Annotated in this window: 23 protein-coding genes; 15 read left to right on the forward strand and 8 right to left on the reverse strand. The window is 69.5% G+C overall.

Annotated features, from left to right (window positions below; translation table 11 throughout):
• Positions 1-59 precede the first annotated feature (59 nt).
• From DK419_RS02230 to DK419_RS02265, 8 genes are all read left to right on the forward strand, one after another.
• Entirely contained in the window at positions 60-554 is a 495-nt protein-coding gene (locus DK419_RS02230) for a c-type cytochrome (RefSeq protein WP_109962071.1), read from the forward strand.
• Positions 551-1,609 (forward strand): hypothetical protein, encoded by a 1,059-nt coding sequence (locus tag DK419_RS02235; RefSeq protein WP_109957657.1) that lies wholly within the window; start codon positions 551-553, stop codon positions 1,607-1,609. Before DK419_RS02230 ends, DK419_RS02235 begins: the two co-directional genes overlap by 4 nt.
• The gene (locus DK419_RS02240) at positions 1,606-2,163 is read left to right on the forward strand and encodes a hypothetical protein (RefSeq protein WP_208642267.1); all 558 of its coding nucleotides are present in this window, start codon (positions 1,606-1,608) and stop codon (positions 2,161-2,163) included. The genes DK419_RS02235 and DK419_RS02240 overlap by 4 nt, the downstream gene beginning before the upstream one ends.
• Positions 2,160-3,143, forward strand: a complete 984-nt coding sequence (gene coxB, locus DK419_RS02245; protein WP_109957658.1) for a cytochrome c oxidase subunit II — start codon at positions 2,160-2,162, stop codon at positions 3,141-3,143. The genes DK419_RS02240 and coxB overlap by 4 nt, the downstream gene beginning before the upstream one ends.
• On the forward strand, positions 3,140-4,816 hold the full coding sequence (locus DK419_RS02250) for a cytochrome c oxidase subunit I (protein ID WP_109957659.1): 1,677 nt from the start codon (positions 3,140-3,142) through the stop codon (positions 4,814-4,816). Before coxB ends, DK419_RS02250 begins: the two co-directional genes overlap by 4 nt.
• Complete coding sequence (locus tag DK419_RS02255; RefSeq protein ID WP_245442798.1) at positions 4,813-5,499, forward strand: cytochrome c oxidase subunit 3; 687 nt, start codon at positions 4,813-4,815, stop codon at positions 5,497-5,499. Before DK419_RS02250 ends, DK419_RS02255 begins: the two co-directional genes overlap by 4 nt.
• An 11-nt stretch (positions 5,500-5,510) precedes the next feature.
• Positions 5,511-5,810, forward strand: coding sequence for a cytochrome C oxidase subunit IV family protein (locus tag DK419_RS02260; protein ID WP_245442799.1), 300 nt, complete (start codon positions 5,511-5,513; stop codon positions 5,808-5,810).
• 75 nt (positions 5,811-5,885) lie between these two features.
• Entirely contained in the window at positions 5,886-6,602 is a 717-nt protein-coding gene (locus DK419_RS02265; RefSeq protein WP_109957660.1) for a TetR/AcrR family transcriptional regulator, read from the forward strand.
• A gap of 291 nt (positions 6,603-6,893) precedes the next feature.
• Here DK419_RS02265 and DK419_RS02275 read toward each other — a convergent pair whose 3' ends face one another.
• Positions 6,894-8,390: an NCS1 family nucleobase:cation symporter-1 gene (locus tag DK419_RS02275; protein WP_109957662.1), complete on the reverse strand. Its 1,497-nt coding sequence runs from the start codon at positions 8,388-8,390 to the stop codon at positions 6,894-6,896.
• 172 nt (positions 8,391-8,562) lie between these two features.
• On the opposite strand from DK419_RS02275, the gene DK419_RS02280 reads away from it, so the two are divergent.
• The 4 genes from DK419_RS02280 (at position 8,563) to DK419_RS02295 (ending at position 11,225) form a co-directional block, all read left to right on the forward strand.
• Positions 8,563-9,354, forward strand: a complete 792-nt coding sequence (locus DK419_RS02280) for a class II glutamine amidotransferase (protein ID WP_109957663.1) — start codon at positions 8,563-8,565, stop codon at positions 9,352-9,354.
• 116 nt (positions 9,355-9,470) lie between these two features.
• A complete protein-coding gene (locus DK419_RS02285) occupies positions 9,471-10,193 on the forward strand; it encodes a sigma-70 family RNA polymerase sigma factor (RefSeq protein ID WP_109957664.1) in 723 nt (240 codons plus the stop codon).
• A 148-nt stretch (positions 10,194-10,341) separates the two neighbouring features.
• Complete coding sequence (locus DK419_RS02290; RefSeq protein WP_109957665.1) at positions 10,342-10,749, forward strand: DUF1236 domain-containing protein; 408 nt, start codon at positions 10,342-10,344, stop codon at positions 10,747-10,749.
• Positions 10,750-10,970: 221 nt separating this feature from the next.
• On the forward strand, positions 10,971-11,225 hold the full coding sequence (locus DK419_RS02295; protein WP_109957666.1) for a hypothetical protein: 255 nt from the start codon (positions 10,971-10,973) through the stop codon (positions 11,223-11,225).
• Between the two features lie 29 nt (positions 11,226-11,254).
• On the opposite strand, the gene DK419_RS02300 is transcribed toward DK419_RS02295, so the two are convergent.
• The 6 genes from DK419_RS02300 to cyoA all read right to left on the reverse strand — a co-directional run bounded on the left by DK419_RS02300 (position 11,255) and on the right by cyoA (position 17,901).
• Complete coding sequence (locus DK419_RS02300; protein WP_109962074.1) at positions 11,255-12,607, reverse strand: ATP-binding protein; 1,353 nt, start codon at positions 12,605-12,607, stop codon at positions 11,255-11,257.
• A gap of 247 nt (positions 12,608-12,854) precedes the next feature.
• Entirely contained in the window at positions 12,855-13,526 is a 672-nt protein-coding gene (locus DK419_RS02305) for an SURF1 family protein (RefSeq protein WP_342587211.1), read from the reverse strand.
• 77 nt (positions 13,527-13,603) lie between these two features.
• Positions 13,604-13,999, reverse strand: coding sequence for a cytochrome o ubiquinol oxidase subunit IV (gene cyoD / locus DK419_RS02310; RefSeq protein ID WP_109957668.1), 396 nt, complete (start codon positions 13,997-13,999; stop codon positions 13,604-13,606).
• Positions 13,996-14,628 (reverse strand): cytochrome o ubiquinol oxidase subunit III, encoded by a 633-nt coding sequence (cyoC, locus tag DK419_RS02315; protein ID WP_109957669.1) that lies wholly within the window; start codon positions 14,626-14,628, stop codon positions 13,996-13,998. The genes cyoD and cyoC overlap by 4 nt, the downstream gene beginning before the upstream one ends.
• 10 nt (positions 14,629-14,638) lie before the next feature.
• Positions 14,639-16,666 carry a cytochrome o ubiquinol oxidase subunit I gene (gene cyoB / locus DK419_RS02320; protein WP_109957670.1) on the reverse strand — a complete coding sequence of 676 codons (2,028 nt, stop codon included), beginning with the start codon at positions 16,664-16,666 and terminating at the stop codon, positions 14,639-14,641.
• 134 nt (positions 16,667-16,800) lie between these two features.
• Positions 16,801-17,901 (reverse strand): ubiquinol oxidase subunit II, encoded by a 1,101-nt coding sequence (cyoA, locus tag DK419_RS02325; RefSeq protein WP_109957671.1) that lies wholly within the window; start codon positions 17,899-17,901, stop codon positions 16,801-16,803.
• A 145-nt stretch (positions 17,902-18,046) separates the two neighbouring features.
• Here cyoA and DK419_RS02330 point away from each other — a divergent pair, with 145 nt between their 5' ends.
• Positions 18,047-19,393, forward strand: a complete 1,347-nt coding sequence (locus DK419_RS02330) for an MFS transporter (protein WP_109957672.1) — start codon at positions 18,047-18,049, stop codon at positions 19,391-19,393.
• Positions 19,394-19,488: 95 nt separating this feature from the next.
• On the opposite strand, the gene DK419_RS02335 is transcribed toward DK419_RS02330, so the two are convergent.
• Complete coding sequence (locus tag DK419_RS02335) at positions 19,489-20,331, reverse strand: chorismate mutase (RefSeq protein WP_109962075.1); 843 nt, start codon at positions 20,329-20,331, stop codon at positions 19,489-19,491.
• 260 nt (positions 20,332-20,591) lie between these two features.
• On the opposite strand from DK419_RS02335, the gene metX reads away from it, so the two are divergent.
• Positions 20,592-21,764, forward strand: a complete 1,173-nt coding sequence (metX, locus tag DK419_RS02340; protein ID WP_109957673.1) for a homoserine O-acetyltransferase MetX — start codon at positions 20,592-20,594, stop codon at positions 21,762-21,764.
• The gene (gene metW / locus DK419_RS02345) at positions 21,761-22,420 is read left to right on the forward strand and encodes a methionine biosynthesis protein MetW (protein WP_109957674.1); all 660 of its coding nucleotides are present in this window, start codon (positions 21,761-21,763) and stop codon (positions 22,418-22,420) included. The genes metX and metW overlap by 4 nt, the downstream gene beginning before the upstream one ends.
• The last annotated feature ends 265 nt before the right edge of the window (positions 22,421-22,685 follow it).

Raw genomic sequence — 22,685 nt, forward strand, 5'->3', positions numbered from 1 at the left:
GGCGCCTCGCCCTCCTCATCCCGCTCGCCCTCTCGTTGGCCGCCTGCGACCGGGCCGACATGGTGAGCCAGCCCAAGGCGAAGACCTGGGACGGCAACCCGTTCTTCCCGCAGGGCCAGACGATGCGCCTGCCCGCGCCCGGCACCGTGCCGCGCGCGAGCCCGGACCGGCCGGTGCCGCAACCGGCCTCCGCCAGCCCCGCCCTGCTGGCGCGGGGCCAGGAGCGCTACGACGTGTTCTGCACGCCCTGCCACGGCGCCGCCGGGCTCGGCGACGGCATGATCGTGCAGCGCGGCTACCCGCGCCCGCCCTCGTTCGACGAGGCCCGCCTGCGCGCGGCACCGGCGCACCATCTCTACGACGTGATCAGCAACGGCCGGGGCAACATGCTCTCCTACGGCGCCCAGGTGCCGCCCGCCGACCGCTGGGCCATCGTCGCGTATATCCGCGCGCTGCAACTGAGCCAGGGCGCGACGCTCGCGAGCCTGCCGGCGGAGGACCAGGCGAAGGTCGCGGCCGCGGGCCGCACACCGGCTCCGGGAGGGACGCGATGAGCCGCCGCCCGATCTCCCTCGTCCTCGGCGTGGCGGCGCTGGCTCTCTGCGCCTTCGCGGGGGCCTCCGGCACACCGGTGATGCCGTCCTACCTCGCCGCCTGGCTGGTGCTGGTGGCGCTGCCGGCGGGCGCCCTGCCGCTGCTGATGGGGCTCGAACTCGCGGGCTTCTCCGCCGGGCCCATGGCGGCCTCGTTGCGCCGCCTGCTCGGGCTGCTGCCGATCGCCGGGCTGCTGCTGCTGCCGGTGCTCTTGAGCCTCGACGGCCTCTATCCGTGGGACCGGGGGGCGCCCCCGCGCACGGCGTTCGCGGCCGCGTGGTTCACGCCCGCCTTCTTCATCCTGCGCAGCCTCGCCTACCTCGCCATCTGGCTCTGGCTCGCGAACACCTTCCGGCGCCCGGCGGCCGAGCCCGGCAGCCAGGCGGCGGCGCGGCGCCGGGGCCGGGCCGTCCTCGGCCTGATCCTCACCGCGGTCACCGGCACGCTGGCGGCGGAGGACTGGGTGCAGTCGGCCGATCCGGGCCTCGCCTCCACGGCCTTCGGCCTCCTGGTGATGACGATCCAGGCCGGCCTCGCCGTCTCGGCCGCGGCCCTGATCGCGGCACGCGATTCCTCCGGCCGGCCGGGGCGCGACCAGCGCACCGCCGCCGCCTTCGCCGACCCGATCCTGGTGCTGCTCGCGATCTGGGGCTTCGTCCACGCCGCGCAGTACCTCACCGTGTGGTCGGCCAACCTCCCCGAGGAGGCGCGCTGGTACCTCGCCCGCGACGGGGCGCTCGGCCGCCTCGGCGTCTGGGCCGGGATCGGCGTGATGGTGCTCGCCGCCCTCGTCCTGGTGCCGCGCCGCAATGCCGGCCGGCCGGCGCTCCTCGCCGGCATCGCCCTCCTGATCCTCCTGCTCCACGGGGCCGAGATGTTCTGGCTCGTCACGCCGGGCTTCCGCGGCGCCTTCCGCTTCACCTGGGCCGACGCGCTGGCGCTGGTCGGGGTCGTGGGCGTCGCCGGCGGTCTCTACGGCCCGGTGGATCGCCGCCTGCGGGGACGCGCGTCGTGAGCGACAACATCACCGGTTCCTCGGGCAAGCCCGGCCCCCTGGCGCTGCTCCCGGCGATCGCGGCGGCGGGCCTGCTGCGTCTCTCGGGGTTCCGGCGCCCGGCCCCGCCCGCGCCGCCCGACGACGGCCCGCACAACCCGGAAGGGTTCGAGGAGGAGGACGTCGACGTCCGCCGCACGGCCTACGTGGTCGCGGGCCTCGCCGCCTTCGTCGCCGCCGCGATCACGGCGGTGGGGCTGATGATGCACCTGTTCGGCGCCTGGCACGTCGCCGACACCCCGCGCCTCACGCCGCAGCAGACGGCGAAGGTCCAGCCGCCGCCGCCCAACCTCCAGGGCGCGCCCTACGAGGATCTCGCCCGCCTGGAGGCGCAGGAGACGGCGCAGACCACCACCTACGCCCCCCTGCCCGGCGGGCGCGCCCGCATCCCGGTCGAGCGCGCGATGCGCCTGATCGCCGGCAAGTCCCTCGAACCCTCTGCCTTCGAATCCCCTGCCCTCGAACCCTCTGCCTTCGAATCCCCGCCGGCGGCAGCCGGAGCCCCCGTTCGATGAACCCGACCGACCTCGCGCTCCAGCTCTGGCCGCCGGCCGCCTCCTCGACCGCGGTCGAGACCGACTGGCTGATCCTCGCCTTCACGGTCCTGACGCTGCTCCTCACGGTTCCGGTCTTCGTCGCCATCACCTGGTTCGCGATCCGCTACCGCCAGGGCGAGCCGGCCGACCGCAGCCATACCGGCACCCGCAGCGTCCTCATCGAGATCAGCTGGATGCTGATCCCGTTCCTGCTCACCCTGATCTTCTTCGTCTGGGGCGCCCGGCTGTTCTTCATCTCGAAGCAGGTGCCCGGCGACGCGATGGTGATCGAGGCGATCGGCCGGCAGTGGATGTGGAAGTTCCAGCACCCGACCGGACAATCCGAGATCAATGACCTGCACCTGCCGATCGGCCAGCCGGTCAAGATCCGGATGATCAGCCAGGACGTGATCCACAACCTCTACCTGCCGGCCCTGCGGATGCAGATGGCGACGCTGCCCGACCGCTACACAGAGCTGTGGTTCAAGGCCGACCGCACCGGCACCTACCGGCTCTACTGCTCGGAATATTGCGGCACCGACCACTCGAAGATGGACGGGACGCTCACCCTGATGACCCAGGCCGACTACGCCGCCTGGCTGCAGAATGCCGGCGCCCAGCAGGGGGGCCAGGCCGGGGCCGGCCGCGTCGTCTACGAATCCTATGCTTGCGGCTCCTGCCACGATCCGGGCGCCAAGGTGCGGGCGCCCTCGCTCGCCGGCCTCTACGGGCGCGACGTCAAGCTCGCCGACGGCCGCACGGTGACGGCCGACGAGACGTATCTTCGCGACAAGATCCTGAACCCGAACCGGCAGAAGCTCGCCGCCGACTACAAGCAGGTCATGCCGGCCTTCCGCAACGTGATCCCGCCCGACGACCTCGACCGTCTCGTCGCGTACCTGAAGAGCTCGGGCGCGACGGCGCGGCAGGAAGCGACCCCAGGAGGTCCGGTCCAATGACGAGTGGCACGATCACCGACGGGCCGGCCCTGCGCGACCCCCACACCCCGGATTCCCGCATCGGCCACGGGGCCGACTACCTGCACGCCGAGCACACGCTGCGCTCGTGGTTCTTCACCACCGACCACAAGCGCATCGCGCTCCTGTACCTGGCCAGCATCACCGCCTTCTTCGTCATCGGCGCGGTGACGGCGGGGCTGGTGCGCCTGGCGCTGGTGGTGCCCGACGGGCAGGTCTTCACCAACGACACCTACAACAAGCTTTTCACGATCCACGGGGTCGTGATGGTGTGGTTCTTCCTGATCCCGAGCATCCCCGCCACCTTCGGCAACTTCCTGATCCCGCTGATGATCGGGGCGCGGGACCTCGCCTTCCCGAAGCTCAACCTCGCCTCCTGGTACGTGTTCATGACCGGCGCGCTGTTCACGCTGGCGAGCGTGGTCCTGGGCGGCGTCGATACCGGCTGGACCTTCTACACGCCGCTCTCCACCGCCTTCTCGAACACCTGGGTGGTGCCGGCGCTGATCGGAGTCACCATCGTCGGCTTCTCGTCGATCCTGACCGGCCTCAACTTCGTGGTGACGATCCACACCATGCGGGCGCCGGGCATGACCTGGTTCCGGCTCCCCATCTTCGTCTGGACCCACTACGCCACCAGCCTGATCTTCCTCCTCGCCACCCCGGTCATCACCGTGGCGCTGGTGCTGCTGATCGCCGAGCGCGCCTTCCACATCGGGGTGTTCGATCCGGCCTATGGCGGCGACCCCGTGCTGTTCCAGCACCTGTTCTGGTTCTACTCGCACCCGGCGGTCTACATCATGGTGCTGCCGGGCATGGGGGTGATCTCCGAGATCGTCCCGGCCTTCGCCCAGAAGAAGCTGTTCGGCTACAAGTTCGTCGCCTACGCGGCGATCGGCCTTGCCTCGGTGACCTTCTTCGTCTGGGGCCACCACATGTTCGTCAACGGGCAGAGCGACTTCGCCAGCGTGGCGTTCTCGGTGCTCAGCTTCGCGGTGGCGGTGCCGTCGGCGGTCAAGGTCTACAACTGGACCGCGACGATCCACAAGGGCTCGCTCAAGCTCGACACGCCGATGCTCTACGCCATGGGCTATATCGGGCTGTTCGTGCTCGGCGGCCTCACCGGGCTCTACCTCGCGACGCTCGCGATCAACCAGCACGTCCACGCCACCTACTTCGTCGTGGCCCATTTCCACTACATCATGGTCGGCGGCACGGTGCTGGCCTTCCTCGGCGGCCTGCATTTCTGGTGGCCGAAGATCACCGGGCGGATGTACATCGAAGCCTGGGGCCGGATCTCCGCCTTCCTGATCTTCATCGGCTTCAACGTCACCTTCTTCCCGCAATTCATCCTCGGCTATCTCGGGATGCCGCGGCGCTACCACGTCTATCCACCGGAATTCCAGTTCCTCAACATCCTGTCCTCGGCGGGCTCGACCATCCTGGCGGTCGGCTACATCTTCCCGATGGTCTACCTCGTCTACTCGATCTGGTTCGGGAAGCGGGCGCCAGCGAACCCCTGGGACGCCCGCGGCTTCGAATGGACCGTGGCCTCGCCGCCGCCGGCCCACAACTTCGTCACCGAGCCGGTGGCGCCGAAAGTGCCGTACGACTACCCGATCCAGGCCAAGGAGACCGGGAGGCAGCACTCGTGAGCGCGGGGGCGACCGACGCGGCCGTTGCGGGCGAAGGCCGGGACGCCGTGGGCGTCAAGCTCGTCTCGCACTTCGCCACGGTGGAGCAGCAGAAGCACGCCGCGGTGCTCGGGATGTGGGCCTGGCTGCTCACCGAGCTCCTGCTGTTCGCCGGCCTGTTCCTCACGGCGCTGGTCCTGCGGATCATCCACCCGGAGGCGGTGCAGGCGGCGGCGCGGCACCTCAAGTTCTGGATCGGCGCCACCAACACCGTGGTGCTGATCGGCTCGAGCCTGACCATGTCGGGGGCGATCCAGCTCTCGCGGCTCGGCTGGCCGCGCGGCATGGTCCGGTTCATGCTCGCGACCGCGGCCTTGGGTACCTTGTTCCTGCTGCTCAAGGGCTACGAATACTACGCCGACTACCAGGAACACATGATGCCGTTCCTGTCCGACCGGCCCTACGAGCTGAAGGATTCCCCGCCCTCGCGACTGTTCGTGAACCTGTACTACGTCGCGACGAGCCTGCACGGGCTGCACCTGATGACCGGCATCACCATCCTGCTGGTGATGACCTGGCAGGCGAGCCGGCCGGGCTTCCTGAGCCTGCACCAGAACCGGATCGAGATCTTCGGGCTCTACTGGCACTTCATCGACCTGATCTGGATCCTCGCCTTCCCGACCCTCTACGTGCTCAACCGGTAGGAGGAACCCCCGTGTTCGGCACCAGCGACGAGCGCCGCATCCTCTGGCGTTACATGCGCGAGCCGGTCCTGACGGCGTGCGCGCTCCTCGTCATGCTCGGGATCAACGTAGGTTTGGGCGCCACCCTCCCCTTCCCGCATGTCTGGATCGTCGAGCTGATCGTGGCGAGCGCCATGGTGGTGACGATCCTGCTGTTCTCGATGGAGGTCCGCCACGAGCCGCCGCTGGTGAAGCTCTTCGCCGGCATCGGCTTCTTCTGGGTCGGGATCCTGTTCACGATGACGCTGGTGGATTACCTGTCGCGCGGGTGACCCCGCCGCCTCGCCGCGGCGGCGCAAGCCTGCTACCACCGGTCGAGCGTCGCGGAGGATCGGCCCGAGGCCGCCATGCCACCCGAGAAGAAATCCCCCGGCAAGCCTTCGCCCGAGACGAGCGACTTCCAGCTCCGCCGCCCCTCGGAGCGCGCCCGCAAGTCGCTGCCGGTCGCCAATGCCGAGGACAAGATCCTCGACGCGGCCGAGTTCATCTTCGGGCATTTCGGCCTGCGCGGCGCTACCACGGCGCTGATCGCCAAGAAGGCCGGCATCGCCAAGGCACACATCTACTATTACTTCAACGACAAGGAAGACCTCTACTGCGCCATCCTGGAGCGCGCGATGAAGCAATGGGCGCGCGACCTCGCCGCGCTCGACATGGAGTCCGACCTCGCGACGCTGCTGCGCGGCTACATCCACAAGAAGGTCGATTTCTCCCGCGACCATCCCTTCCTGTCGAAGATCTACGCGATGGAGATCATCAGCGGCGCGCCCTTCATCGGCGAATTCATCGAGACGGTCTCGACGCCGCTCCTGATCGAGAAATGCGCGCGGGTGAGCGAGTGGGCGGCGCTCGGCCGGATCGCGCCGATCAGCCCGGCCGACCTGTTCTTCTGCATCTGGGCGATGACCCAGGCCTACGCCGATTTCTCGGGCCAGATGGCGATCATGAAGCAGAAGCGCCAGCTGGAGGAGGCCGACTACGACACCGCCAAGGCGACGATCGTGCAGCTGGTGTTCGGGGGGCTGGGATTGACGGTCGAGGGCGGCTCCGGCCCGAGCGCTTGAAAGGTTCGCCCGTCGGGCCGGGCGCATCCCCCTCTCCCCGCGGGCGGGGAGAGGGCTGTTTCCCCCTTGTCGGGGAAACAGCAAGGCGGCAGCCGAGGGTGAGGGGGAGGTGCCGAATGAGGCTACTCCGGAAACACCCCCTCACCCTCGCGGCGAACCTTCGGTTCGCAGCTTGCCGCGCCCTCTGAACGAGGGCTCGGCCCTCTCCCCGCCCGCGGGGAGAGGAGAAACCCGAGGCTTGCCCGGCAACGTGGTGAGTGCGGGCGCCCCTGGGGCAGGCCTCACCGGTCTTCACACCGCCTGCGTCACCAGCCGCGGCTGGCGCTTCATCAGCAGGCTGTAGGTGACGTAGCCGAGCCCGCAGCCGATGAACCAGGTGAAGTTGGCCAGGCCCTCCAGCCCCGGCACCACCGCGCACAGCACCGGCACCAGCGCCGAGGGCACCACCGCCGTCACCGCCGCCATGTTGTAGCCGTTCTCGTACCAGTAGGCACCCGTCGGTCCCATCACGTAGAGGTCGTCGACGATGACGGTCTGCTTCTTCACCGCATAGAAATCGGCGATCAGGATGCCGAAGAGCGGGCCGATGAACGCGCCGAGCACGTCGAGCGTGTAGTGGATCACCGCCGGATTGTTGTAGAGGTTCCACGGCGTGATGAAGATCGAGCCGACGGCCGCGATCATCCCGCCCATCCGCCAGCTGATCGTCTTCGGGGCGACGTTCGAGAAGTCGAAGGCCGGCGAGACGAAGTTCGCCACGATGTTGATGCCGATGGTCGCCGTCATGAAGGTGAAGGCGCCGAGCACCACCGCGAAGGTGCTGTCGAGCCGGCTCACCGTCTCGACCGGGTCGGTGATCATGTGGCCGAAGACCGGCAGGGTGCAGGAGGTCGTGACGACGGTCAGGATCGAGAAGCCGAGGAAGTTGACCGGCAGGCCCCAGAAGTTGCCGCGCTTGACCGCCGCGAAGGACTGGCCGTACCGCGAGAAGTCGCCGAAGTTCAGCATCGGGCCCGAGAAGTAGGACACGACGAGGGCGATCGCGTTGATCATCACCGGTACGGCGGCCCAGCCGGTGTACTTCACCTCGCCGAGGGTCAGGCTGACGTTGTCGAGGCCGGCGCGGGCGACGAGGTAGACGGCCAGCGCGATCATCACGACGTAGACGGCCGGGCCGGCCCAGTCGATGAAGACCCGGATCGCCTCCATGCCGCGCCAGAACACCAGCGCCTGCAGCACCCAGAGCAGCATGAACGAGGCCCAGCCGAGCGTCGAGAGGCCGACGAAGCCGTGCTTCGTGACATCCGCGTAGGGCGCGAGCTCGGGGTAGAAGCGGAGCGCCACGATCATCAGGGCGCTCGACGCCAGGTAGGTCTGGATGCCGTACCACGCCACCGCGATCAGCCCGCGGATGATCGCCGGGATGTTCGCGCCCTTCACGCCGAACGAGGCGCGGCAGATCACCGGATAGGGCGTGCCCGAGACCTGGCTCGGCTTGGCGACGAGGTTGCAGAACACCTGCACGATCACGATGCCGATCAGCAGCGCGAGCAGGACCTGCCAGCTGACGAGGCCGAGCGAGAACAGGCTGCCGGCGGTGACGTAGCCGCCGACGCTGTGCACGTCGGACATCCAGAAGGCGAAGATGTTGTAGGCGCCCCACGTCTGCTTGCGCAGGGGCGCGAGATCGGGGTTGACGAGGTTCTCGTCGTAGCCCGGCTTGATGATCACGTCGGCGTGATCTGCCGCGCCGGCCCCATTCGGAGCCCCCGCCGGGATGGTCGCCATGGGTCGTCTCCTCCGCTGCCTGTTGGACGCTGCGTGAGGCCTGGCCCGACCGTGCCGCGTCGCAGTCAGAATGCCGGATTTGAACGATTGGTCAAACTTTTTGAACGGCGGGCCGCGGGCAAGCCCGCCTCGTTCACTCCCCGCTCACCGAGCCGGCCCTATAACGGTCGCCATGTGCGAATTGCTCGGCATGAGCGCCAACGTCCCGACCGACATCCGCTTCAGCTTCGCGGGCCTGGCGCGCCGCGGGGGTGAGACCGGCCCGCATCAGGACGGTTGGGGCATCTCGTTCTACGAAGGCCGCGGCTGCCGCAGCTTCCACGACCCGGAGCCGAGCGCCCGCTCGGAGATCGCCCGGCTCCTGCGGCAATACCCGATCAAGAGCCGGATCGTGATCGCCCACGTGCGCCGGGCCAATCGCGGCCGGGTGACCCTGGAGAACACCCACCCGTTCAGCCGCGAATTGTGGGGCCGCACCTTCACCTTCGCGCATAACGGCCAGCTGAAGGGGGTGAAGCGCCTCAAGCTCGGCCGCTTCCGGCCGGTCGGCACCACCGACAGCGAGCACGCCTTCTGCTGGATGCTGGGCAAGCTCGAGGAGCGCTGGGGCAGCCTGCCGAAGCCCACCCGCCTCGACGGGGCAGTGCGGGAGCTCTGTGCCGAGTTGCACGGGCTCGGCGTGTTCAACATGCTGCTCTCCGACAGCCGCACGCTCTACGCCCATTGCGGCAAGCGCCTGTGCACCCTGACCCGCCGGGCGCCGTTCGGCACCGCGACGCTGATCGACGAGGATTGGCGGGTGGATTTCGCGCAGGAGACGACGCCCGACGACATCGTGACCGTGGTGGCGACGCGCCCCCTGACCCGCGACGAGCGCTGGACCGACCTCGCTCCCGGCGAGGTCATCGCCTTCCGCCTCGGCGTGCCGGACGGGGACGAGGCGGGGGCCGGCGCCGGCGGCTGAATCCGCGCCGTGGCGTCGCGGCCCTATCCGCCGCGGTCTCTTTCTCGCTAAGCTCGCCCTTTCCGGTCGCGGCCCAAGGGCCCATCTTCCTCCTCAGGCAGGCAGACGCGAGAGCCATGACGCGAGACACCGCCCCGAATCCGTCGGCCGAGGATCGCCCCGGCCTCTCGGCCAGCATCCGGTCGCATCTCGGCACCCAGCTCCGGGCGACCTACGAGGCGCTGGGCGATGCGGATCCCGACAACCGGTTCGCCGATCTGGTCGCGCGCCTGGAGGCGGCGCTCAAGGCGCAGGGCGAGGTCGTCCGGCCGGAATTCCGCGACGGGCTCCTCCAGGCGGTGCCGTCCCTGCGCGCCTTCGCGCTCTCGCTCACCAGCAACCCGGCCCGGGCCGACGACCTCGTGCAGGACACGCTGCTCAAGGGCTGGCAGCACCGGGCCCGGTTCCAGGCCGGCACCAACCTGAACGCCTGGCTGTTCACCATCCTGCGCAACATCTTCTACTCCGACCACCGCAAGCGGGTGCGCGAGGTCGAGGACCAGGACGGGTCCTACGCGGCCCGCCTCGCCACCGCGCCCCACCAGGGCGACCGGCTCGACGTCGAGGACCTGCAGAGCGCCCTCGCCAAGCTGCCGCCCGACCAGCGCGAGGCCCTGGTGCTCGTCGGCGCCGAGGGTGTCTCCTACGAGGAGGCGGCGGCGATCATGGGCTGCAAGGTCGGCACGGTGAAGAGCCGCGTCAGCCGCGCCCGCGGCCGGCTGGCGGAACTCTTGGGGTACGACGAGGAAGATCTCGGCACCGACCGGCTGATCCAGTCGGCGATGCCGAAAGACGCCTGAGGCGGCCCCGGCACCCCGGGGAGTACTCCCGCGGGGTTGCGCGACTTTCTTCTCGCATCGATTGAACCGTTTCGCCGGCCGCGACGTTACCACCCCCGAGAGCTGCCCCGCTCGACCGGGGCGGACTGACGAAACGGAGATCGATCTGATGAAGAAGACCTTCCTGGCCGCCGCCGCCCTCGCCCTTTCCCTGCCGATGGCCGCCCACGCCCAGGGCCTGATCGGCGGCGCCCAGCGCGGCGCCGAGGACGGTGCGGACGCCGCCGGCCCGGTCGGTGCGATCGTCGGCGGTGCCGTGGGCGCCGCGACCGGTGCGGTCGGCGGCCTGCTCGGCGTCGACGACCGTCCGCGCTTCCGCTCCTACGCCGTGCGCCAGCACCGCTCGTACGACTGGGACGGCGACGTCCGCGTCGGCACCGTGCTGCCCTCCTCGGGCGTGAGCTACTACGAGGTCCCGTCCGATTACGGCATCCGCGGCCGCCGCTACACCGTGGTCAACGACCGCGTCGTGCTGGTCGATCCGGGCAGCCGCCGCATCGTGCAGGTCATCGACTAAGCGCCATCGACTCGCGCGAATCCGCGCCGCCCTCGGGCGGCGCGACCGAGTTTCGGGAAGCCCCGGCCCTGGTGCCGGGGCTTCCTGCGTTCTGCGCCGCGAAACCTGTCATTTTGCTGCACGAGATCTTGCAACGAAACCGGCTCGATCGCCGTTCTGCTTCGAGACAGGCGCCTGCGGCCCGTCCGCTGCGCCACGACACTGAACCGATACGGATCCCGATGCCCTCCGACCCGTACGAGAACCACGATGCCGGGCTGCCGGAGCCGGTGCGCGAGCACCTCGGGCAGCAGCTCCGCTCGGCCTACAACGTCCAGGCCGAGAAGCCGGACTATCTCGGCGATCCGGGCCTGCCGCCCGAATTCACCCCGCAGCTGCGCCGCCTCGAGGGCCGTCTGAAGGCCCACGACACCGGCCGCGAGGCGGTGGAGGACGCGCTGAAGGACATGCTGGGCGAGCTGCCGGCGAGGCGCTGAGGCCGGATCTCGCCCCGCGAGCCCGAGGCTCAGACCGTCAGGCCGGAGAGCGGCAGGCTGATCGTCACGACGGCGCCGCCGTAGCTGCGGTTGCGGGCCTCGACCGTGCCGCCGAGCTTGCGCACGACGTTGACGACCAGGAACAGCCCGAGCCCGCCGCCGAGGCGGCCCTTGCTCGACGTGTAGGGCTGGCCGAGCCGCGCCAGCATCTCGGGCGCGAAGCCCGGCCCGCGATCGGTGACCGAGAGGCGCAGCGTGTCGCCGTCGCGCCGGACATGCAGCTCGACGAAGCTCGGCGACATGTCGAGGGCGTTGTCGAGGACGTTGAACAGCACCTGCTTGAGGGCGGTGTCGGAGACGATCTCCTCGTCCTCGCCGAACTCGTCGCGGACCTGCAGGCAGAAGCAGGAGCGCATCCGCCGCCAGTCGCCGACGAGCTCGTCGACGAAGGTGCGCACGCTCGTGAGGTGGGGCGCCTCGCCCCGTGCGGCGCCGGCGGCGAGCAGGATGCCGGTGACGATCGCCTTGCAGCGCCCGACCGCCTCCTGCATCTCCTCGATCTCGCGGGCGATCTCGGGCGAGGCGGTGAGGTCCGGCATCCGGCGCCAGTCGCCGAGGATCACCGAGAGCGAGGAGAGCGGGGTGCCGAGCTCGTGCGCCGCCCCCGAGGCGAGGAGCCCCATCCGGACGATGTGGTCCTCCTCGGCCGCGCGCTGGCGCAGGTCGGCGAGCCGCGCATCCTGCCGGCGCAGGTTGCGCGAGATGCGGGTGACGAACACCGCGATCAGGGCCGCGTCGATCACGAACCCGACCAGCATGCCGACGAGGTAGAGCCGGAAGAGCTCGTCCTCGCCGCCGGGCAGGACCAGCGGCCGGTAGGCCAGCAGCAGCAGGCCGAGCGACGCGGTGGTGAGCGCGACGAGGGCGATCGTCGCCCGGCTGCTCAGGAGTACCGCCGCCAGGGTGAGCTGGAGCAGGAACAGCGAGGTGAACGGGTTGGTGGCGCCGCCGCTCAGGTAGAGCTGCACCGTGAGCGCGACCACGTCGAGGAGGAGCGCCACGAACAGCACGCCCTCGGTGACGCCGCCGCCGCGGGCGAGCCGGCCGACGCTGGCGACGTTGAGGAGGACGAGCCCGATCAGCACCATCGCCATGGGCCAGAGCGGCAGCGCGATGCCCAGGCCCGCTTGCGCCACCGCGATGGTCATGACCTGGCCCGCGACCGCGATCCAGCGCAGCTGCACCAGGAGCAGCAGGTTCTGGCGCCCGCCGTCGTGGTCGTCGGCCTCGCCGAAGCCCACGGGCTTGGCGGCGCCGAGGCAGCGGGCGGCGTCGATGAGAGTCGCGCGGGCGGTGCGGCGCAAGGCGGCCCAGTCGGTCATCGGGAGGCCGTCCGAGCGCACCCCGACCCTCCCCCCTGTGCGGGGGAGGGTGGCCTGCGGAGCAGGCCGGGAGAGGGGAACCACGCTTCCGGAGCGGTCGCGACCATGGCGACGGGCGCCATGTCCGGCAGCGTCGCGCTGCCCCTCTCGGCGGGACTGAGTCCCGCTGCCCCGGCTCCGCCGGGCACCCTCCCCCGCAGAGGGGGGAGGGTTATTCGCGCGCCATATCCGGAACCCATGTCCCCGCTCACCGCTCCCGCCACGCCCGATAGGCCGCGTACCCCGCCATCCCCGCCAGCCCGAACCACGTCAGCGCGTAGATCAGGTGATGGTTGCGGAACGCCACCACGGTGAGCCCGCCGACCGGCCCGCCCGGCCCGCCCGGCCGGTTGCCCGAGGCATCGGCATCGATGAAGTAGGGTGCGGTCGGTCCGAGCCCCTTGGCCGCGGCGATCGCCGCGACGTCGCGGGAGTACCAGCGGTCCTGGGAGGGATCGTTGCTGCGCAGGAAGCCGCCGCCGGGCTCGGTCATCCGCAGGAGGCCCGTCACCGTCGCGAGCCCCTCCCCGCTCCCGGGCGGCGCCGGCCAGTCCGGGGGCACGAAGCCGCGATTGATCAGGATCGTGTCGCCGGTCCCGGTCACGAGGGGCTCGAGCAGCCAGGAGCCGGCGCCCTTCTCGGTCACCGCCATCACCCGGACGGCGCGGCCGGGGAGGAAGCGGCCGCTCGTCGTCACGCGGCGGTACTCGTCGGCGTCGCGCGAGTTCGTCGGCCAATCGGTCCGGCCGGGGGCCGGGACCGGGGCGGCGGACAGCCTCGCCTCGACCCGGGCGATGAGGTCGAGCTTCCAGGCACGGCGCTCGACCTGCCAGATGCCGAGGGCGAGGAACAGGACGGTCGCGAGGAGCGAGAGTGCCACCAGGAGGAGGCGCTTGGGCCCCGGGGGGGACCGGGGCGCAGCCGCCCCGGCCGATGACGAGCGATCGTCGCGGGGCGTCACGGCATGTTGCGCATGTCGCCCGGCGACATCGGCATCATGTTGGTGTTGAGGTGGTACATCACCCACAGCGATCCCGAGAGCGCGATCACGACCAGCACGATCGTGAAGATCAGCGCCATCATGGTCCAGCCGCCTTCCGAGCGCGCGTTCATGTGCAGGAAGTAGACCATGTGGACCACGATCTGCGCCACCGCGAAGGCCATGATGACGAGCGACGTCACCCGGGGGTCGGTGAAGACCCCGGCCATCACCAGCCAGAACGGGATCGCCGTCAGGATCGCCGAGAGGACGAAGCCGGTGATGTAGCCCCGGCGCGAGCCGTGGCCGGCCTCGTGGTGGTCATGGACGACCTCGACGTGGACGTCGTCGGAGACGGGAGCGCGCGCGCTCATGACAGGGACCCCATCAGGTAGACGAAGGTGAAGACGCCGATCCAGATCACGTCGAGGAAGTGCCAGAACATGCTCAGGCACATCAGGCGGCGGCGGTTGGCCGTGATCAGGCCGCGCTGGTGCACCTGCACCATCAGGGTCGTCAGCCAGATCAGCCCGAAGGTGACGTGCAGGCCGTGCGTCCCCACCAGGGTGAAGAACGACGACAGGAAGGCGCTGCGCTGGGGCGTCGCGCCCTCGTGGATCAGGTGGTGGAACTCGTAGAGCTCGAGGCCGATGAAGCAGAGGCCGAACACGCCCGTGATCGCGAGCCACCGCTGCGTCATCCGCTGGTCGCCCTTCTCCATCTCCAGCATGGCGAAGCCGTAGGTGATGGAGGAGAACAGCAGCATGGCGGTGTTCACCGCCACGAGCTTCAAGTCGAACAGGTCCGCGCCGGACGGGCCCGCCGCGTAGTTCCGCCCGAGCACGCCGTACGTCGCGAACAGGATCGCGAAGATCAGGCAATCGCTCATCAGGTAGAGCCAGAACCCGAGCATGGTGCCGCCCTCGGCGTGGCCGTGCTCGTCGTCCGTGACGTAGAAGTGCAGCTCGGCGTCGTCCGCCGCGGCGATGTGTGACTGTGCCATGGCGGGGTCCTCAGGCCTTCGCGAGGGCGAGCGTCCGGGTGCGCTCGGCCTCGGTCCGCGCGACCTCGTCGGCGGGGATGTAGAAGTCGCGGTCGTAGTTGAAGGTGTGGATGATGGTCGCCGCGATCACGCCGACGAAGGCGAGCGCTGCCAGCCACCAGACGTACCACACCATGGCGACGCCGAAGACGGTGGCGATGGCGGAGATGATGACGCCCGCGCCGGTGTTCCTCGGCATGTGGATCGCCTTGTAGCCGTCCAGCGGACGCTGGTGGCCGCGCGCCTTCATGTCCCACCAGGCGTCGCCGTCATGCACCATCGGCGTGAAGGCGAAGTTGTAGTCCGGCGGCGGCGACGAGGTCGCCCATTCGAGGGTGCGGCCGCCCCAGGGATCGCCGGTGAGGTCGCGCAACTGCTCGCGCCGCAGGATGCTGACGGCGAACTGGACGATCATCGCGGCGATGCCGCAGGCGACGAGGAGCGCCCCGAAGGCCGCGATGACGAAGAGCGGCTGGTACTCGGTGCCCGAGAACGAGCTCATGCGCCGGGTCACGCCCATCAGGCCGAGGATGTAGAGCGGCGTGAAGGCGACCCAGAACCCGCTGACCCAGCACCAGAACGAGACCTTGCCCCAGAACGGGTCGAGCCGGAAGCCGAAGGCCTTCGGCCACCAGTAGTAGATGCCGGCGAACAGGCCGAACAGCACGCCGCCGATGATCACGTTGTGGAAGTGCGCGACCAGGAACAGCGAGTTGTGCAGCACGAAGTCGGCCGGGGGCACGGCGAGCAGCACGCCGGTCATGCCGCCGATGACGAAGGTCAGCATGAAGGCGACGGTCCACATCATCGGCAGGTCGAAGCGGATCCGGCCGCGGTACATCGTGAACAGCCAGTTGAAGATCTTCGCGCCGGTGGGGATCGAGATGATCATCGTGGTGATGCCGAAGAACGAGTTGACGCTCGCCCCCGACCCCATGGTGAAGAAGTGGTGCAGCCAGACCAGGTAGGACAGGATGGTGATGACGACCGTGGCGTAGACCATCGAGGCGTAGCCGAACAGGCGCTTGCCGGAGAAGGTCGAGGTCACCTCGGAGAAGATGCCGAAGGCCGGCAGCACCAGGATGTAGACCTCGGGGTGACCCCAGATCCAGATCAGGTTCACGTACATCATCGGGTTGCCGCCGAGATCGTTCGTGAAGAAGTTGGTGCCGACGTAGCGGTCGAGGGTGAGCAGCGCCAGCACGACGCCGAGCACCGGGAACGAGGCGACGATCAGGATGTTGGTGCAGAGCGAGGTCCAGGTGAAGACCGGCATCTTCATCATCGACATCCCGGGCGCCCGCATCTTGACGATGGTGGCGATCAGGTTGACACCCGACAGGGTCGTGCCGACGCCGGCGATCTGGAGCGCCCAGATGTAGTAATCGACCCCGGTGCTCGGCGAGTAGGCGATGTTCGACAGGGGCGGATAGGCGAGCCAGCCGGTCGCCGCGAATTCGCCGACGAACAGCGACATCATCGTCAGCACGACGCCGCCGGTGGTCATCCAGAAGCTGAAGTTGTTGAGGAACGGGAAGGCGACGTCGCGGGCGCCGATCTGCAGCGGCACGACGTAGTTCATCAGCCCGGTGACCAGCGGCATCGCCACGAAGAAGATCATGATCACGCCGTGGGCGGTGAAGATCTGGTCGTAGTGGTGCGGCGGCAGGAAACCTTCGGCGCCGCCGTGCGCGATCGCCTGCTGCGAGCGCATCAGCACCGCGTCGGCAAAGCCGCGCAGCAGCATGACCAGACCGAGGACCATGTACATGATCCCGATCTTCTTGTGGTCGACGCTGGTGAACCAGTCGCGCCAGAGCACGCCCCAGAGCTTGTAGCGGGTCAGCGCGCCGAGGACCGCGAGGCCGCCGAGGGCGACCACGAGGAACGTCACCACCACGATCGGCTCGTGGAGCGGCAGGGATTCGATGGTGAAGCGGCCGAACAGGAGCCGCCACCAATGCGGGTAGGCTTCGATCGGATTATGTTCGGAGTTCATGGCTCAGCCTGGAGTGCAGGTAGCTTCGTCGGAGTCCGGGCCGGGCGGAACCGCACAGGGCGAGACCGCTCGGTTCTTCGTTCCCGCATCGATGTCGCGGCCGGACCGGCAGCCGGTCCGGCCGGGGATGAGGCTCAGTTCAGGCGCGGCGTCGCGGCGGCGGACACCGTCGAGGCATTGCCGAGGCCGTAGGCGTCGGCCGGCGTGCAGAGCGCGGTGACGAAGGTCGCCTGCTGGGTCTTGCCGGTACCGCGGCGCACCGCCTTGTCGTAGGTGAGGCTCATCACGGTGTTGATGCCCTCGCGGCCGCCGCCGCCGCGGGCGTCGATCGCCGCCATGTCGTGCATGCACATCTTGGCGCGGTCGACGCACATGTTCAGGATCGCGTCGTAGAGGCCGGCATCGACGGCGTTGTAGTAGCGCACCGGCTCCTTCTCGCTCGGGCGCTCGAGCTTCAGGTAGTCGGCCCGGGACAGCCCGCCGCCCTCCTTCTTGACCTTGTCGACCCAGGCGCTGAAATCGCCCTCGTCGACGCCCTTGAAGGTGAAGCGCATGTGCGAGAACCCGGCGCCGCTGTAGTTGGCGGAGAAGCCCTCGTAGTCGCCGGCCTTGTTGATCACGGCGTTGAGGCGGGTCTGCATGCCCGGCATGGCGTAGATCTGGCCGGCGAGCGCCGGGATGAACAGCGAGTTCATCACCGAGGAGGAGGTGATGCGGAACTCGATCGGCCGGTCGACGGGCGCGGCGACCTCGTTGAGCGAGGCGATGCCCTGCTCGGGGTAGAGAAAGAGCCACTTCCAGTCGAGGGCGACGACCTGGACCACCAGGGGCTTGCCCGAGACCATCGGGTCGCCGACACTCGACACGATCGGCTTCGAGGCGCTGATGCGGCTGACCGAGCGGTAGGGATCGAGCAGGTGGGTGCCGAGCCAGGTGAGCGCGCCGAGCGCCACGATGATCAGCAGCGGCGCCGACCAGATCACCACCTCGAGACCGATCGAGTGATGGAAATCGGGGTCGTAGACGGCCTTCTTGTTGCCCTCGCGATAGTGCCACGCGAAGGCGATCGTGAGTGCCATCACGGGGATGATGATCAGGAGCATCAGCACCGTGGAGGCGATCAGCAGGTTACGCTGCTGCAGCGCCACGTCGCCCGCGGGCGACAGGAGCACGAGATTGCACCCTCCGGTGAGGAGGATGAGCGGGAGGACGAGGAGGAGGCGCAAATGTCTCACGGGCAGCCCGGACGATCAGCTTTCGGCTCCTGTCCTGTACGCCCGCCGGAGCGCCCGCGGGATTGGACGTTTTGTCCAGGCCCCCAGAGGGCCGGTTCTCCTCTAAGGAAGGGGTCTTCGTAGAGTGACGAAGCAGGATTCCGATATGGCCACGATCACGGCGGACGACGCCGCCGCCAACTCCTCCAAGCCGGAACGGGATGCCCGCCTGGCCTCGTCGGAGCCGGGGCACGTCGCGCCCGGCGAGATCGCGCTCGGCGTCATCATCGGCCGCACCTCCGAGTTCTTCGACTTCTTCGTGTTCGGCCTCGCCTGCGTGCTGGTCTTCCCGCGGCTCGTCTTCCCGTGGGCCGAGCCGGTGACCGGCACGCTGTACGCGTTCGGGCTGTTCGCCCTCGCCTTCGTGGCGCGGCCGGTCGGATCGGTGCTGTTCATGGCGATCGACCGGCGCTACGGCCGGGCGACGAAGCTCACCATCGCGCTGTTCCTGCTCGGCACCTCGACCTGCCTCATCGCCTTCCTGCCGGGCTACGAGACGATCGGGCACTGGTCGGCGGTTCTGCTGGCGGCGTGCCGGATCGGCCAGGGCCTGGCGCTCGGCGGCGCCTGGGACGGGCTGGCCTCGCTGCTCGCCCTCAACGCGCCGGAGAACCGCCGCGGCTGGTACGCGATGCTGCCGCAGCTCGGCGCGCCGGTCGGCTTCATGCTGGCGAGCGGGCTGTTCGCGTTCTTCGAGCTCCAGCTCTCGGACGCCGACTTCATGGGCTTCGGCTGGCGCTATCCCTTCTTCGTCGCCTTCACGATCAACGTCGTGGCGCTCTTCGCGCGCCTGCGCCTCGTCGCGACGGAGGAGTTCCGCCGCCTGCTCGAGGCCGACGAGCTCGAGCCGGAGCCGGTCCTCCAGACGGTGCGGGCGAGCGGCCGCAACATCCTGGTCGGCGCCTTCGTGCCGCTCGCCTGCTACGCGCTGTTCCACCTCGTCACGGTGTTCCCGGTCAGCTGGATCAACCTGTTCACCGGGCGCTCGGTCGGCGAGTTCCTGATGGTGCAGTTCGCCGGCGCCACCATCGCCACGATGACGATCGTGATGTCGGGCCTGATCGCCGACCAGATCGGCCGGCGCTCGACCATCGCGCTCGCCGCCGCGCTGATCGGCCTGTTTGCCCTCGGCAGCATCGTCGCCCCGCTGCTCTTCGGCGACAGCATGGCCGGCCAGACGATCTTCGTGGTGGTCGGCTTCGCGCTGCTCGGCCTCGCCTACGGCCAGAGCTCGGGCGCCATCGCGGAGAACTTCGGGACCAAGTACCGCTACACCGGCTCGGCGCTGACCTCCGACCTCGCCTGGCTCGTCGGCGCCGGCTTCGCCCCGCTCGTCGCGCTCTACGCCTCGAGCCATCTCGGCCTGCCGTGGGTCGGGGTGTACCTTTTGTCGGGTGCGGTCTGTACCCTGGGGGCGCTCGGGCTCAACCGGCGCCTCGGGGTGTCGGCCTGACGCGCGACGAGAAGCGAGCGCGTGATGCCCTCTCCCGCACGGGAGAGGGCATCACGCGCTTTTCTCGAGAGGTCGATTCAAGATCCGAGCTTGATCTACGCAGCCCCCACCCGGAAGCGCGCCGCGTGGCTGCCGATCTCCTCGAAGGGCCCGGGCGTCACGCCCGCTTCCGCAAGCGCCGCCCGCGCCTCGTCCGGGCCGACGCTCCCGGGTAGCGCCAGGAGTTGGCTCAGGCCCCCGCTGAGGCCGGCGCTCGCCACCACCTCGCCGCCCAAGCCAGCCACCGCCTCGGCCGCCTCGTCGCGCCAGCGCTCGAACCGGGCGGCGTAGAGCACCCAGTCGCGCTGGGCCGCAGCCGGGTCGTCGAGGGGCTTGGCGATGCAGAAGACCGGGGTGCCCGCCGGGTGGCCGGGCCGCTCGATGAAGGGAAGGCGAGCGATCACCTTGGGGCGGCCCGGGCCGGCGAGCTGGCGCCACCAGGCGCCGGCGGTCACGCCCTGGTCGAGGCGGAACACCCCGAGATCGCCGCGGGAGGCGGCGACCGCCGCGATCACGGCCGCCGCGCTCGGATGCGGCCGGTACGGCACCGTGAAGCCGAAATGGAACCGGGCCGAGTCGCGCATCGGCGCGTCGCCGCCCGAGACGTCGGCATGGACCGCGAACGGTGCCTGCACGTAGGTGAAGGTCGCGATGATGACGCGCCAGATCCCCTCCACGGTGTCGAGGGGGAGAAGGCCCGTGTGGCGCTCGGCGATCATCCGCATCATCGAGGCCTCGCGGCCGGGCCGGAAGGCGGAGCCGGAGGCCGAGGTCTTCTTGACGGCGATCAGCCGGTCGATGATCCGGCCGCGCTCCATCAGGAGGTCGTGCATCGCCGAATCGATGCGATCGATGTCGGCCCGGAGGGCGGCGAGGTCGGCGGGCGGGGTCGACGTCATGGCCATATGGAGAGAAGCGGCGGGAAGATCCGTCTTACGACTGCCTGCGCCCGCGGGCCAGGGCCGCCGTCGCGCGCTCCTCCCGGAGAATACCCTTCCGTCGATTGACGGCGGGACAGCGAAGCCCTACCTCTTTCGTCCGTCGAAGCGGAATTTTTGGACGCTTTAACGGCCGGTCCGGTTTGGAGAACGAATCGCCTCCGGTTTTTCCCGCCAAAGCCTCGTCAAGCCCGCCGCCCGGCGACAGCCCCGTGAGAAGCATGGCCACACCGCTCCTGAAGTCCGGCCAGGATCCTGCCTCCCAGGCGGACGAGCCGACGAGCCCCGTCGCCCGCTTCGGGCCGGACGCAGCCCTGGCGATGGATGCGGGCGTGGACCTGGCGCCGTGGCAGATCGCCTACCAGACCGCCGGAACCCTCAACGCCGCGCGCAGCAACGCGGTGCTGGTCTGCCACGCGCTCACCGGCGACCAGCATTTCGCCAGCACCCATCCGGTCACCGGCAAGGGCGGCTGGTGGGATCGCCTGGTCGGGCCCGGCAAGCCGGTCGACACCGACCGCTACTTCGTGATCTGCGCCAACGTGGTCGGCTCCTGCATGGGGACGACCGGGCCGGCCTCGCTCAATCCGGGCACGGGCCGGGCCTACGGCCTCGACTTCCCGCTGGTGACGATCCGCGACATGGTGCGCGGCCAGGCGATGCTGCTCGACCGGCTGGGCATCAAGGACCTGTTCCTGTGCATCGGCGGCTCGATGGGCGGGATGCAGGTGCTGCAATGGGCGGCGAGCTACCCCGAACGGGTCTTCGCCGCGATGCCGATCGCCACCGGCGCGCGCCACTCGGCCCAGAACATCGCCTTCCACGAGGTCGGCCGGCAGGCGATCCTGGCCGATCCGAACTGGCACGGCGGGCGCTACCTCGACGTCGGCACCCGGCCGGCCAAGGGGCTCGGCGTCGCCCGGATGGGCGCCCACATCACCTACCTGTCCGAGCCGGCCCTCCACCGCAAGTTCGGCCGCCGCCTGCAGGACCGGGACGCCCCGACCTTCTCGTTCGACGCCGACTTCCAGATCGAGAGCTACCTGCGCCACCAGGGCATCACCTTCGTCGAGCGGTTCGACGCCAACGCCTACCTCTACCTGACCCGGGCGATGGACTATTTCGACCTCGCCGCCGACCATGGCGGCGTGCTCGCCAACGCCTTCCGGGGTACCAGGACCCGGTTCTGCATCGTGTCCTTCACCTCCGACTGGCTGTTTCCGACCGCCGATTCGCGGGCGATCGTCCACGCGCTCAACGCGGCGGCGGCGCCGGTCGCCTTCGTCGAGGTCGAGAGCGACAAGGGCCACGACGCCTTCCTGCTCGACGAGCCGGCGATGATCTCGGCCGCCAAGGGCTTCATCGCGGCCGCGGCCCGGGAGCGCGGCCTGTGAGCGCCGTGACCGCCTCCCTCGCCCCGGCAGGCCTGCCGCGGGACGCCACCGGCTCGTCGCGCACCGACCATCTGGTGATGCTCAACCTCGTCGAGCCCGGCTCCCGGGTGCTCGACGTCGGCTGCGGCGACGGCTCGCTGCTGGCGCTCCTGCGCGACCGGCGCGGCGTCGACGGCCGCGGCATCGAGCTCTCGCGCGAGGGCGTCAATGCCTGCCTCGCCCACGGCCTGCCGGTGATCCAGGGCGACGCCGACACCGACCTCGCGGCCTACCCCGACGACGCCTTCGACTACGTGATCCTGTCGCAGACGATCCAGGCGACGCGCCAGCCCAAGGAGGTGCTGGAGCACCTCCTGCGCATCGGCCGCCACGCGATCGTGTCGTTCCCGAATTTCGGCCATTGGCGGGTGCGCAGCGAGTTGCTGCTGCGCGGCCGGATGCCGGTGACCGACACCCTGCCCGATCCCTGGTACGCGACCCCGAACATCCACCACTGCACGATCCGCGACTTCGTCGTCCTGTGCCGCCTCGTCGGCGCCCGGATCGAGCGCGCCTCGGCGCTCGACGCCTCGGGCCACCCGATGCGCTTCGCCCTGCCGTGGTGGGTGTGGAACCTCGTCGGCACGCAAGGGGTGTTCCTGCTGCGGCGGGAGTGAGGGCTCATCGTGACTGCGCCGGCTTCGCGTCGTCCCGTGTCCGGGACGATCGGGATGGCATAGCGCGCGCCCACGCGACCCCATTCACGACCTCATCCCGAGGTGCGACTGGAAGGAGCCTCGAAGGAGGGCTCCGGAAACCACTGCGATTTCTGGAACTCTCCTTCGAGGTCAGTCCATCCCCGATGAACTGATACGAGATCCGGAAGATTACTTCCGGATCTCGTATCACCAGCCCGCGCGGCGCTTGAGCGAAGCCGATTTC

Source organism: Methylobacterium terrae (assembly GCF_003173755.1).
Classification (GTDB): Bacteria; Pseudomonadota; Alphaproteobacteria; order Rhizobiales; family Beijerinckiaceae; genus Methylobacterium; species Methylobacterium terrae.